The sequence below is a fragment of the Sorangium sp. So ce117 genome, from assembly GCF_051524395.1.
Taxonomy (GTDB): Bacteria; Myxococcota_A; Polyangia; order Polyangiales; family Polyangiaceae; genus Sorangium; species Sorangium cellulosum_B.
The window spans coordinates 12,027,229-12,040,334 of the sequence record NZ_CP150309.1 but is presented as its reverse complement, the minus strand read 5'-3'; the positions used below and the strand labels follow the sequence as shown (position 1 = coordinate 12,040,334).

Here is a 13,106-nt window from a genome sequence, read left to right as displayed (position 1 = left end):
GCCACCCGCCTTCGCCACCCACGTTTCCAATGCGTCGCCGCCGATCCGCAGAGCAGGCCGCGGCCGGACAAGGACGCTCGACGTGCGATGCCTCAGCGCAATCGTCCCTGATGCTCGACTCCGCGCCCGGCAAAGCGGACCCGGTATTCCGTGACGATCGCGCCCAGCGCCGTGCCCGTCACGGTAGAGCCCACTCCTGTCCTAGCGCCGATAGGGCCCATAAGGCCGATAATAGCCAGCTGCCGGCCGGTAGTAGCCGGCTGCCGGCCGGTAGTAGCCCGCCGCAGGCCGGTAGTAGCCCGCCGCGGGCCGGTAGTAGCCCGCCGCGGGCCGGTAGTAGCCGACAGCCGGCCGGAAGGCGTAACGCTCGCTCTCGAGCGACGGTGGCGTTGATGTCTCCTCGACGAGGTTCAGGTCGTCGATCGGCACCGTATTCGCCGCAGAAGCAAGCGCAGAGATCCCGCACACTCCTGCGCTGACCGCGATGAGCCCAAGAATCTTCACATGCTTCATTTGTCGGCTCCTTCTCTCTTCGGCTGCGCCCGTGGGCGCGTCGTTTCGTGACGTTGCGCCCACGGACACGAGGGTGCGCCCATGACGATGCAGGGGACGGGCCGGGTTCGACCGGCGCGGCAGGTGGCAGGCGGCTGATCGCAGCGCACAGATCATCCGTCAAATGTCGGCTGGCCAGGTGAAGGTGCGCGATGCGTGAGCAGCGCGCTGCGGCGCTGAATCATCCGCGGCATGACAGCCATTCATGGCCGTCAAGCACCTGCCGCAGCAGGGAACATCCAGCACCTCGAGAGACCCTGTTCAGGAACATGCGGAGGTCCTGGCGAGACGCCGTGAATCTGGCGTTTGAACGGGCGCCGAGCCACCTCGCTCACCAGGGCAGCGGTCCCTCCTCGTTCGAGAAGCTGCCCGTCGGCCCGTTCGCGTCGAGCAGCGCCAGCCGCACCGGCTCGCGCGCCCCTTGCTCCACGCTGAAGGCAACGTCATCGCAGGCGGAACCTTTACGGGCCGCATGAACCATTCCCCTGCCGAGGTACCCACCCGTCCGGTCTCATGGAGTGTTTGCGCCCCATGCGAAGCGCCGGCAGGTCAGGGGGCGGTTCGCAGGACAAGGATGTGCGCCTGTGCCGACGTGGGCCATTACTGCGTCGAGAATCCCGTGCACCGTGGCACATAATGCGCTCGCATCACCGAAATCACGCGCAATTCTCGCGAATGCGCCTGGCCCGCCGCTTGCTAATTGTGCCAGCGCGCCACGAGATCGCTGCGCTCTGCACGGGCGCAGCGTCCTGCGTCTTGCTGTCAAGAAGAGGTAGCCATGTCCATCCCGTTCAGAGCCTGCTCCAGCTGGCTCGTCCTCGCTGCGACCGCGGCGTCGATCGGACTCGTCGGTTGCGAGCTTGGTGCTGGCACATCCGGCCAGACCGGCTTCATCTCGGGCAATCCGACGGGTCCCCGCGGCGGTGATCCGGCGGGTGATGGCTCGGGCGACGGCAGCTCGGGCACGGGAGGAGGCGACGACCCGGAACCGGAGCCGGTGCCGCCGCGCGGCGGAGCCATCGCGGAGCGCGCACTCCGCGACGCCGATATCGTCCAGGAGAAGGACGGCAGGCTCTACGCGATGTCGGGGTACTCGGGGCTCAGCGTCATCGATGTCTCACGGCGCGACGGGCTGCGCGTCCTCGGGACCCGCCGGATGTACGGCTCGCCCGTCGCGATGTACCTGCGCGACGGGGTCCTCTACGCCCTGTTCTCCGGGTGGAGGCACGTCGTGCCCGACGCGCAGGGGGGCGGGTCCCACCGCGATTTCATGAGCCGCGTCGAGGTGCTGGATGTCTCCGATCCGGCGGAGATCCAGCCCGTCGGCTCGTTCGATCTGCCGGGCAAGCTCACCGAGGCGCGCCTCGCCGGCGACGTGCTCCACGCCGTGACCTACGAGCACGGCTCCTGCCTCGGGTGCGCCGCCGCGCCGAACACCACCGTCACCTCCCTCGCCGTCGGCGACCCGGCGGACATCGCGGTCATCGATCAGCGGAGGCTCATCGAGAGCGCCCCTTCGGGCTACTGGGGATGGCCCAGCGTGAGCGTCAGCGATGATCGCGTATATGTCGCCAGCGCCACATGGAACGGCGGCGAGGAGGAAGGGCGCGCCACCCTCCAGGTCGTCGACATCTCCGACCCCAGCGGCGCCCTCGTCGAGGGCGCGCGCGTCGACGTGACCGGCGAGATCGCGAGCCCCTGGCAGGTGGATGAGCACGACGGCGTGCTCCGCTTCGTCAGCCTGCCCGGCCCCTGGCAGCCCGACGCGAGGCCTGGCATCCAGACCTTCTCCATCGTGTCCTCCCAGGAAATCGTGCCCCTCGGCGCGACCGAGCTCGACGTGCATCCGGCCACGGAGCTGCGCTCGGTCCGCTTCGACGGCAACCGCGCTTACGTGATCTCGGAGCCCGTGAGCCCCGTGCTCACCGTCGACCTGAGCGACCCGGCGAACCCCGCCCAGGTCGGCGGGATCGAGGAGCCCGGCTCGATCTTTCACGTCGAGCCGCGCGGAGATCGCCTGTTCGCCCTCGGGCTCGCCAACGACAGCGGCGAAGGATCTCTCGCCGTCTCGCTCTTCGACGTCTCCGATCTCGCGAACCCCACGAGGCTGGAGCGCGTTGCCTTCGGCGGCAAATGGGCACGCGTCGCCGAGGAACACGACCTCATCCACGAGGCGTTCTCTCTCTTCGACGGCCTCGGCACCCTCGCCGTGCCCTACAGCGAACGGACTTTCGACAAGTCGTTTCCCGGCTGCGATCCCGTCACGATCGGCGTCCAGCTCATCGATTTCACGCGCGACACCCTCTCGAAGCGCGGCTTCGTCGCCACGCGCGGACGGGCGCGGCGCGCCCTCGCCAGCGGGGACCGGCTCGTCGCCGTCTCCGACCTGGGCGTCGAGGCCTTCGGCATCGACGATCGCGGCGCCCCGGCCAAGATCGCCGGTATCGCGCTCGCGACGCTCGCCGACAGCGCGGTCGCTGTCGACGACATCGTGGTCCGCATCGGCGCAGACGCGAATACGGGGGGCGGCGCCTGGCTCGAGATCGCGTCGGCCGCGAGCTCAGGCCTCGCCGAGCCGATCGCCAGGCTCGACGGCGCGGCGCTGTACACGGATGCCCCCGCCTGCCGGCACTACCTCGGCAATGCCCGCCTCTTCGCGCACGGACAGCACGTCTACGTGCTCGCGCAGACATGGGACTCCGCGTTCACGCGCCTCGCGATCGTCGATGTCGGGGACCCGGCCGCGCCGCGCGTGGTCGCCCAGCGTGATCTGCCCTTCAGCCCCGGCGCGCTGTACACGAATCCTTCCGGCGCTCTCGTGTCCGCGGGCGACTCCGTGGTTCAGGCCGGCAGCACCCTCGTGATCCGTGGCGTCAGCGATGACGGCTACTACGCTTTCGAGGAGGACCGGCCCCCTCACGAGGCGTGGCTCGATCTGCTCGACCTCTCCGACCCGCTGAACCCGCGGCACAGCTCGCTGGCGCTCCCGGACGGCGCCGGTCACACGGGCCTTCAGCTCGACGGCACCACGGTGCTCGTCTCGCGCTGGACGCCGCTGCCCGACGATCACTCCAGGGCGCGCTTCTATCTCGATCGCATCGACGTCGCAGACCCATCCTCGCCGGTGGTGCGGGCGCCGGTCAACGTGCCCGGCTCGCTGCTCGCGTTCGATGGCGCGTCGAGCAGGCTGCTCACGACGGATTACGAGACCGTCGAGACCCCGGTCGTGGGGAGGGAGGCGTGTGCTCACACCTTCGCGTCGAACGCGGCGTTCACGCCGGCGGCCGCCGGCGATGACGCCGGTCCGGGCGTGTGCAGGGGCACGCGGAGGACGCTCAAGCTCCTCGATCTCGGCGACACGAGCGCGCAACTCCTGGACGAGAGTCCAGTGGACGACACCGTGGCGGTCATGAAGGCGCTCGCCGGCGAGAACCGCGCCTTCCTGTCGGTGGAGGACGCCGCCCACGATGGAAGGTCCTCGATCCTCGTGGCCGGCGGGCTGCAGGAGGGCAGCCTGAACACCGCGACGCTAGAGGTCGCGGGCTTCGACCATAGCTATAGCCCGCTGCTCCTTGCGGACGGAGCGCGCCTCCTCGTCGTCGACAACTACTGGCCCATGCTCTCCGTCCTCGACGCGACCGACCTCACCGCGCTCTCGTTCGAGAAGAAGAGCGACCTCCCGGGGCATGTGGTCCACGCGACGCTCTCCGGCGACCGCGCGCTCTGCTCCTGGGGCTACGGCCTCGAGGCCGTGGACGTCGGCCCTTGATCCACGTCGCGCGGCCCGCGGCCGAACCGCGCCCGCGCCCGCCACACGAGAATCCGCGTCCTCCGACCAAGCCGCGTCGACCAGCGCTAATTTTCTTGAATGACCGTCCCAGTGGCATGTCTGGTGGCAAGCCGAAGTGCATCGCGAGGAGGCGAACGATCATGCGCAGAGAATTGGAGTGTCTCAGGCCCATGAATGGACTTGCACAGATGCGAACGTTGGCGATGGGTTGCATCGCCGCGAGCGTCCTCGGCCTCGCCGCGTGCGGCGACGAGGGGCAAACGAGCAGCAACGCTGGAGGCGCGGGCGGGCAAGGCGGTGTCGGAGGCGCGGGCGGGCAAGGCGGTGTCGGAGGCGCAGGCGGGCAAGGCGGCGCCGGAGGCGCGGGCGGGCAAGGCGGCGCTGGAGGCGCGGGCGGGCAAGGCGGCGCGGGCGGAGGGGGATCGAGCGCGTGCGAGCCCGGCGTTTCGGGGACGGCCACGCCCGTGACGATCCGCTTCCGAAACACAGGGGCGACCGAGCTCTCGGTCGGCGACACCCAGTGCATCTCGACGTGGATCGTGACCTCGTCGAGCGGCGCCGAGGCCCCGAGGAACCTGGCGAGGCCGCTGTGCGACGACGGGACCCCGATCTGCCCCGCAGATTGCCTCGACGCTGGCTATAAGCCGCTCCCGCCTCGAGGCGAGCTGACGTTCACCTGGAACGGCGTCATCTTCGAGAGCGTCGACGCAATGGAGGCGGGGTGCCCCGCGGCTCAGGCGGGCGAGCTGTGCCCCGCGATGTGCGCGCGACCCGTGGACGCCGCGCCGGGCAGCTACACGCTCAAGGCCTACGCGTACGACGGATCGACGCCGATTGAAGCGACGGTCACGTTCACGTACCCCGATATGGCCGAGGTCGAGGCGGTGTTCCGATAGATTGAACGGCTCGCCGGCGCTCGTCGCGGACCTCGGCGCGGCGCGCTCGCCGTCGTCCCCGCCTTTGCGCTCCTGGCTTGCGGCGCGCGCACCAGCCTGCTGGAGATCGAACCTCCGAGCGAGGGTGACGCGTCGTCAGCGTCGTCCTCTGCCGCATGCCCCTCCCGCGCGGGGGCAGAGCTCTATCCTCGTACAAACCTGGGCTCGAACCCGAAGCCCCTCACGAGGACCCGATGAAGCGCTCCACCCTCCTCCTCTCCCTGCTCGCCGCGGCGAGCTTCGCCTCCGCGTGCGGCGGCGGCGACGACACCGGCACCGGCGGCGGCGGCGGCGGCGATGGCGGCAACGGCCACGGCGGCGGCGACGCCGGCAACGGGAACGGCGCGCTCCTGTTCGGCCCCTACAAGGACACCGGCGTCAACATGAACTGGGACACCAGCGTGATCTCCACGAAGGTGTCGGGGACCCAGGCCGTGTTCGCCGACGACCTCAACGCCGCAGGCGGCAACGTCGTCAGCCTGGCCTTCGCCACCGGCGAGTGCGGCAACGAGCGCTGGGGCGGCGTGCCCGGCGCGGCGATGGCCGCCGCCAACGTCCCCGTGCTCGAGGCCGCCGGCGTCGGCTACATCCTGTCGACCGGCGGCGCGGCGGGCTCGTTCACCTGCGGCTCCGACGCCGGCTTCGGGGCCTTCCTCGATCGCTGGGCCGGACCGCACCTCATCGGCGTCGACCTCGACATCGAGGCCGGCCAGTCACCCCAGGTGATCGCGGCGCTGGTGCAGCGGCTCGAGACCGCGCACGCCGCGTACCCGAACCTGCGCTTCAGCCTGACCCTGGCGACCCTCGCCAGCAACGAGGGCGCGTCGACGGCGCGCTCCCTCGGCAGCAACATCCGCTCGAGCCTCAACGTCCTCGGCGACGCCGCCATGGCCGCCGTCGCCGACGTCTTCGGCTTCGACGGCAGCGCGGCGACCTGGCCAAGCTACGTCACCGTCAACCTGATGACCATGAACTACGGCTCGCCCGGCCCCGGCGTGTGCGTCGTGTCCGGCGGCCAGTGCGACATGGGCCAGTCGGCGATCCAGGCCGCGTACAACCTGCACGATCACTTCGGCGTGCCCTACGCCAACATCGAGCTCACCCCGATGATCGGCGGCAACGACGTCCGCGGCGAGCTCTACACGCTGACCGACGTCGACGAGACCGCCGCCTTCGCCAGGTCCCAGGGCCTCGCCGGCGTCCACTACTGGTCCTACGACCGCGACGTCGACTGCCCGATCGGCGCCGCCTCGCCGGTGTGCAACTCCCTCGGCAACGCCGGCACCCGCGGCTTCCTCGCCCGGTTCCTCGCCGCGGGGCTGTAGCCGGCGCTCGAAGCTGCCTTCGTCATCGTCGTCGTCGCGGCTGCGAACGTCTACGGAACCGGCGCCGGCTCGAGCGAGAGGATCATCGGGGCGCGGCGCTCCGCGAGGGTTCGAGAGGCCCGAGCTTCAGGGAGCGAGCTGGGCGAGGAAGGCATCGCCAGATCCGAGCAACGGCGTGGGCGTGTCGGTGAAGGTGCTGCCGCCGAAGCTCACGCTGTCCATGAATTCGCCCGTGATCGCCACCCGCCCATAGCTATCTACCGCAATGCCGTTGCCGAAATCGTTGTAGGCGCCGCCGTACCTTTGGCTCCAGATGTGGGAGCCGGTGTCGTCAAACTGGGCGACCGCGATATCGCTGCCCCCGGCGCTGGTCAGCGTCGAGCCGCCGAAGTCGATGCTGTTCCTGAAGTATCCGGCGATGCTCACGTTTCCTGCGCTGTCGACCGCCACGCCCATGCCTCTCTCCTGGTTATCGAGGCCCGTGTCGCCGAACTGGCTGCTCCAACCATCGGTGCCGGCGGCGCTGAACTGCACCAGGAACATATCGCTCTGATCGCCTGCTGGGGTGCTGAGCGTCGCCGTGTTGCTCCCGAAGTCGATGTCGCCGTCAAAGTAGCCGATCACGTCGACGTTTCCAGAGCCGTCGATCACGACATCGGTGCCGATCGCATAGTAATCATCACCGAACCTGTTGCTCCAGAGGTGATCGCCGTCGGACTCGAACTTTGCCACGAACGCGTCAGAGCGACTGTAGTTGAGGTCGCCTACCCATCCGCTGTTGCTGCCCAGCGGGCCACCGCCGAAATCCACATAGCCGGCGAACCGGCCGGTGATGGCGAAGCTGTCGTCGCCTGGATCCACCGCGATGCTGAAGGGTGCCGCGATGGCATAATTGAACCACCCGAAGAACTTGGCAAAAATTGGGCTTCCATCGCTACCGTCGAGCTTCGTCACGAAGGCGCCGACATAGTCTGTGTAACTGGCGTCAAGCCCGATCTCGACGTAACCGCTCCCGGCGCCGGTCACGACGACGTCTCCCGAAGAGTCGACGGCGACGCCGTTGGCGTTTGAATAATCCGATGCGCCATAGCCGCTGAAGACCTGGCTCCAGACGTGGTTCCCGCTGCTGTCGAGCTTCACCACGACGATGCCCATGCCGTCGCCGGCATAGATGGATCCTCCGCCGAGGTCGACGTACTCCGCCTGGGAGTAGCCGGCGAGGTAGATGTTGCCGGCGCTGTCGGCCGCAATGTTCTCGAAACCGACGTCATCGAAGCCCTTGCTCCAGACGTGAGCGCCGGAGTCGTCGAACTTCGCGACATAGGCGGCGATGGTCGACGTGCTCACAGCGGCCGCGCCGCCAGCGCCGTCGAAGTCCACGCTCCCGGAGTATCCGAGGGATCCGACGGTGATGACATTATCGGAGCCATCCACGACGACATCATACGCGGTCTGGTGCCCAGACGCGCCGAAGGCCTTGCTCCAGCTGTGGGACAACGGCTGCTGTGCGGTCGCGACTCTCTCCGAGGGGTCGGGCCCGTCCTCGCCCAACGGCATGCCGCTGCAAGCGGTGGTCGCGGAGGCTGCGTACATGAGGCCAACCAGGATGAGCCGCTTCGTTCGATTCATGACAATCAAGCTCCCTCTCCTTGCTTCTTCTTCACTGCAATCGTGGGGTATCCGACAACGACGCGACCGCGCCGCGATGAGCGCGTCGCGAGCAGGGCTCGACGGCGACGGCCAGCGAGCGCGTGCAGCGCGCTCATGGGTCGCTGTCTGCCGATCCGGCGCTCTCCTCAGCCTCTGGCGAGGGGAGGGCGGATCTCGCGAACCCTGGCGCTGCACGGCGTGCCAGACAGACCGCTTCCAGTAAGACTTAACCTTGAACCTGAAAAGTAATATAACTTAGTATTGGACACAACAAAAATGTTCGGGTCAGCCCGTGCTCGTGGCGCGTCGCAGCCTGAGCTCCAGGCCGAGGTCGCGCGCCGTGCCGTTCGCGGAGGGCGTGGGGCTGGAGCGCCCCTCCCGGTTCCGAAAAACGGGTGATGGCGGCGGCGAGGTGCGGCCACACAGCCTCGACCGTCACCTCGGAGGTACCGGATGCGATGTGGGACATGGCTGGCGCTCTTCGCTCTCCCTGCGCTCGCGGCGTGCGCGGCGGTTCCAGACGAGCCGCCCCGCGCGCTCTCGGTGGAGGAGCCGCCCGTGGCCTCCGACGCCGGCGAGGCAGCCGCCTGCAGCGCCCTCGCGGCCGCGGGGCCCTCGCTGAGCCTCGCGCAGCCGGGCACGGACCTGCTCGATCCTCAGTGGGTCCTCGGGGCCACGGACGCGCCGGTCTATCTCTACACCTCGTCCGCGACACCGACGGAGGGCCGGGTCGTCCAGCGGGTCGCCCTGGATCCCTGGTCAGCGCAGCCGCCCGCCTTCAGCGAGCCGGCGCTGGCGCTGGACGCAAAACACCAGACCATCCCGGGCGAGGCCTTCGCGGTGGAACGGCTCTATCCGCTCGACGACGATGACAACTTCGAGTCCGTGGTCGTTTACCGAGAGCGGTATACGACCGTCTTCCCGGATCCCCTGCCGCCAGGCGGCTTTTTCAGGACCGCGCGCGCCTGGAGCGAGGGCAGCGAGCCCTTCTCTTCATGGTCGCAGCACGTCGGCACGCACTACGGCGAACGCATGGTGTCGTTTCGTTCCTCAGGGGTGGAACAGCTCGCGATCACCGAGGTCCACGAGCCCGGCCCGCGGTACGCGATGATGGTCGGCACCGTGTCGAAAGGGGTGGGCAGCTCGAGGACCGGGATGTACGTCGGGTGCGCAACAACGCCCATCGCCTTCGATGCGGCATGGTGGAAGGGAGTGGATGAAGAGGATACGGGATGGGTGCTGCGCTACTGGCTCTTCGGCGCCGCGCTGGGCGCGCCCACCGACTGGACGCCCGGGTGGCGTCCGTGCGACGTGAAGTACCCGGGCGTCGGACCGGCGACGACCATTTACCTGGGGCGGTACTCCGCAGACGGCATCAGCATCGGCCTGAACGGCAACGCGATGGCCTCGAAGGAGGCGATCCACGAGGCCGCGCCGGTCGCGCGCCTCCGCATGGCCCCCCGCCCGGACGGCGCGTGGCTCGCCTGGACCCTCGCGCCGCTCGAGGACGCGCCGGGCGCGCTGCGCGTCGCGCGCATGACCCCTTCGGGGGAGATCGCGCTGCCCCCCATCACCGTCCCCTCGTGCTCCACGCCCGTCGCGGGATCGCTGGCCGCCGAGCAGGTGGACGGAGACCTGGTGGTCGCGGTCGTCGAGACGAACACGCACGGCAAGGACCGGATCGTGCTCCGCCGCCTCGACGCGGAGGGCACGTTGACCTGGATGACCACCCTTTTCCCGGGAGGGAAGGTGGAAGGCAGCCTGTCGATGCTCGCGCAGCGCGGTCGCGGGCTCCTGATCGCGTGGGCGGAGCGGCCGTCGAGCTCGTCCGCCTCGCAGCTGCGCGCGGTGCGCCTCGGTTGCGCCGAGGGGTTCGCCCCCGCCACGCCCGTCTGCGAGACCGAGGACGTGATCCCCCAGTGACGCGGCACGCGGCACGCGGCGCGCGGCCGCCGGCCTCCGAAACTTGGCCCGCCTTCGCCCGGCGTGCGAACCCCGAGCCCGGAGACCTCTGCAAGGATGACCAGCCCTCGCTCCCACGCCGAGCTCGTCACGCTGCGCAAGCTCGCGCAGGACCTCGCCGCCCAGCGCAAGGAGCGCCTGTCGAGCGTGCACCTCCTCGCGGCCATCGCCCTGAGCGGAGGCCCCGCCGCGGATCTGCTCCGCGATCGGCGGCTCGACGACGAGGCCCTGCTCAAGGCGACCCGCTCGGTCGACGACGAGGGCCCCGACCCGATCGGCCGGGCGATGGGGGGCGCGCGCGACGTCGCGAAGCGAGCGACCGCGAAAGAGCCCGCGGCGCTCCACCTGCTGCTCGCGCTCCTGTCCGACCGCAGCTCGGCCGCGCACCGCGCGCTCACCCAGTCGGGGGTCGACCTGGCGCGGCTGCGGACCGCCGCGCTCCAGATCGCGCTCGGCGTGGTGCAGGCGCGGCGGACACCCGCGCGGCTGCTCCACGACGGCGGCGCGCCGGAGACGCCGCCCGCGCCGGCCGCGGCGAGCACGGCGCGCCGCGCCCGCGGCGAGGCCGCCGATCCGGCGCGCTCGCCGCGCTCGCCGCGCACGTCCCAGGAGCTGCGGCCCACCAGGGGCGCAGGCGTCGCCGTCCCGGAGCCGCGGCCCGCCAAGGGCGCCGGCGTCGGTGTCCCGGAGCTGCGGCCCGCCAGGGGCGCCGGCGCGCCGGAGTCACGGCCCTCCAAGGGCGCCGGCCCGGGCGTCACCGTGCCGCTGTTCCCGCCGACGCCGCTGTTCCCGCCGGGGCGCCCCCGCCCCGCCGCGGCCCCGGCCGACGCGCTGACCTCCGCCGAGTCGATCGCCGCCCTCACGCCCACCCCCTCCCCGGCGTCCTCGGCCTCCCCTGCCCCCGCTTCCGCCGCCTCCCCCGCGCCGGGGCGGCCGTTCCCGCCGCTCGCGCCGCCGACCGCCACGAGCGCCGCCGCGAGCGCCGCCCTCGCGGCGCGCTTCACCCTCGACCGCGCGCGCTTCCCGGCCCTCGCCTCGCTCGGGCACAACCTCTCGCTCGCGGCGGTGCAGGGGGAGCTCGAGCCGATCGTCGGCCGCGAGCACGAGATCGAGCAGGCGCTCGACGTCCTGGCCAAGCGCCACGCGAACAACCCCTGCCTCCTCGGCCCGGCGGGCGTCGGCAAGACCTCGGTCGCGCGCGGCGTGGCGCACCGGCTCGCGTTCGACGAGCGGGAGCCGCGCGTCGTCGTCGAGCTCGTGCCCTCGGAGCTCCTCGCCGGCACCGGCGCGCGCGGCGCGCTGAGCGAGCGCCTGTCCGCGCTCCGGTCCGAGGTCCGCGAGGCGGGCGGGCGGGTCATCCTGTTCATCGACGGCCTGTCGGAGCTCTTCGGCAGCGGCGCGCTCGACGAGGCGATGGCCGAGATCAAGCTCGCGCTCGCCCGCGGCGAGCTCACGCTGATCGGCACCGCCACGCCCGAGGAGTACAGGAAGAGCATCGAGGCCGACCCGGCGCTCGCGCGGCGCTTCACGATCGTCGAGATCGACGAGCCCGAGGAGGACGAGGCGTTCCTGCTGCTCCAGAGCGTCGCGGTCGGGCTCGGCGCGCACCACGGGCTCGCGTTCACGGACGAGGCGCTGGCCTCGGCCGTCGCCTGGTCCGTGCGCTACCTGCCCGGGCGCGCGCTGCCCGACAAGGCGCTCTCGATCCTCGACCTCGCGGGCGCGCGCACGCGGCGGCGCGCGTCATCGACGTCAGGCGCATCAGGCGCGTCGCGCGCGGCGCTCCGTGAACCCGCGCAGCCCGCGCGGCAGGTGGGCCCCGCCGAGGTCGCCGAGGTGGTCTCCGAGCTCGCCGACCTGCCGGTCGAGCGGCTTCTCGAGACCGATCGCGAGCGGATGCTCTCGCTGGAGACGCTGCTCGCCGAGAACGTCGTCGGCCACAGCGAGGCGCTTTCGCGCATCGCGCGGGTGCTCCGCCGGAACGCGGCCGGCCTGCGCGCTCGCCGCCCGATCGGATCGTTCCTGCTGCTGGGGCCGACCGGCGTGGGCAAGACGGAGACGGCGAAGGCCATCGCCGAGGCGCTGTTCCACTCGCCCGACGCGATGACGCGGCTCGACTTCTCCGAGTACGCGGAGTCGCACGCCGTCGCGCGCCTCGTCGGCGCGCCGCCCGGCTACGTCGGCCACGAGGCGGGCGGCCAGCTCACCGAGGCGGTGCGGCGGAGGCCCTACCAGGTGGTGCTGCTCGACGAGATCGAGAAGGCGCACCGCGACGTGCTCGAGGCGTTCCTGCAGGTCTTCGACGAGGGGCGCCTGACCGACGGCCGAGGCCGGCGGGTGGACTTCACGAACACGGTCCTCGTGATGACCTCGAACCTCGGCGCGGCGGAGGCCGGCGCGCTCCGGTCCGAGCGCTCCGTGGGCTTCGCCCGCGCCTCCTCGGCCGTGTCGCCCGAGCGCCTCGGGGAGACGATGCTCGCCGCGGCCCGCGCGACGCTGCCGCCCGAGCTCTACAACCGCATCGACGAGGTCCTCTGCTTCGCGCCGCTCACGCGGGCGGACGTCGCCGAGATCACGCGGCGGCTGCTCGGCGGCCTGGAGCGCGAGCTTGAGGCGCGCGGCGTGGAGCTCGAGGTCGAGCCCGAGGCGATCGACGCGCTGCTCGACGCCGGGGGGTTCGACCCGGAGCTCGGCGCCCGGCCCATGAAGCGCACGATCGCGCGCCTCGTCGAGGCGCCGCTCGCGGAGCTCATCCTGCGCGGCCAGCTCGAGGAAGGGTCGGCGGCGCTCGTGGGCGTCGAGCAGGGCGAGATCGTTGTGGACGCGATCGCGCGGGCCGGCGAGCGGCGCTACGCCGCGTGCTCCAGCTGAAGCGCGGCGCTACGCCGCGTG

The 13,106-nt window shown here is 71.0% G+C and carries 7 protein-coding genes and 1 pseudogene; 5 read left to right on the top strand and 3 right to left on the bottom strand.

The window, feature by feature from the left end; genetic code table 11:
• Positions 1 to 201 precede the first annotated feature (201 nt).
• On the bottom strand, positions 202 to 504 hold the full coding sequence (locus tag WMF46_RS45115; protein WP_437982882.1) for a hypothetical protein: 303 nt from the start codon (positions 502 to 504) through the stop codon (positions 202 to 204).
• 379 nt (positions 505 to 883) lie between these two features.
• A pseudogene (locus WMF46_RS45110) lies at positions 884 to 991 on the bottom strand (dehydrogenase); the annotation flags it as partial.
• 339 nt (positions 992 to 1,330) lie between these two features.
• Here WMF46_RS45110 and WMF46_RS45105 point away from each other — a divergent pair.
• From WMF46_RS45105 to WMF46_RS45095, 3 genes are all read left to right on the top strand, one after another.
• Positions 1,331 to 4,321, top strand: a complete 2,991-nt coding sequence (locus WMF46_RS45105; protein ID WP_437982881.1) for a beta-propeller domain-containing protein — start codon at positions 1,331 to 1,333, stop codon at positions 4,319 to 4,321.
• A gap of 209 nt (positions 4,322 to 4,530) precedes the next feature.
• Complete coding sequence (locus tag WMF46_RS45100; protein ID WP_437982880.1) at positions 4,531 to 5,238, top strand: hypothetical protein; 708 nt, start codon at positions 4,531 to 4,533, stop codon at positions 5,236 to 5,238.
• Positions 5,239 to 5,471: 233 nt separating this feature from the next.
• Positions 5,472 to 6,602, top strand: coding sequence for a glycosyl hydrolase (locus tag WMF46_RS45095; protein ID WP_437982879.1), 1,131 nt, complete (start codon positions 5,472 to 5,474; stop codon positions 6,600 to 6,602).
• A gap of 126 nt (positions 6,603 to 6,728) precedes the next feature.
• Here WMF46_RS45095 and WMF46_RS45090 read toward each other — a convergent pair whose 3' ends face one another.
• Positions 6,729 to 8,231: an SBBP repeat-containing protein gene (locus tag WMF46_RS45090; protein WP_437982878.1), complete on the bottom strand. Its 1,503-nt coding sequence runs from the start codon at positions 8,229 to 8,231 to the stop codon at positions 6,729 to 6,731.
• Between the two features lie 474 nt (positions 8,232 to 8,705).
• On the opposite strand from WMF46_RS45090, the gene WMF46_RS45085 reads away from it, so the two are divergent.
• Together WMF46_RS45085 and WMF46_RS45080 are read left to right on the top strand one after the other, a co-directional pair.
• Entirely contained in the window at positions 8,706 to 10,175 is a 1,470-nt protein-coding gene (locus WMF46_RS45085) for a hypothetical protein (protein ID WP_437982877.1), read from the top strand.
• Between the two features lie 96 nt (positions 10,176 to 10,271).
• Positions 10,272 to 13,085 (top strand): AAA family ATPase, encoded by a 2,814-nt coding sequence (locus WMF46_RS45080; protein WP_437982876.1) that lies wholly within the window; start codon positions 10,272 to 10,274, stop codon positions 13,083 to 13,085.
• Positions 13,086 to 13,106: the final 21 nt, after the last annotated feature.

Excerpts from the sequence above, each read along its gene's own strand:
- WMF46_RS45105 (WP_437982881.1), top strand. The coding sequence starts at position 1,331 with ATGTCCATCCCGTTCAGAGCCTGCTCCAGCTGGCTCGTCCTCGCTGCG.
- WMF46_RS45100 (WP_437982880.1), top strand. The coding sequence starts at position 4,531 with ATGCGAACGTTGGCGATGGGTTGCATCGCCGCGAGCGTCCTCGGCCTC.
- WMF46_RS45095 (WP_437982879.1), top strand. The coding sequence starts at position 5,472 with ATGAAGCGCTCCACCCTCCTCCTCTCCCTGCTCGCCGCGGCGAGCTTC.
- WMF46_RS45090 (WP_437982878.1), bottom strand. The coding sequence starts at position 8,231 with ATGAATCGAACGAAGCGGCTCATCCTGGTTGGCCTCATGTACGCAGCC.
- WMF46_RS45085 (WP_437982877.1), top strand. The coding sequence starts at position 8,706 with ATGCGATGTGGGACATGGCTGGCGCTCTTCGCTCTCCCTGCGCTCGCG.
- WMF46_RS45080 (WP_437982876.1), top strand. The coding sequence starts at position 10,272 with ATGACCAGCCCTCGCTCCCACGCCGAGCTCGTCACGCTGCGCAAGCTC.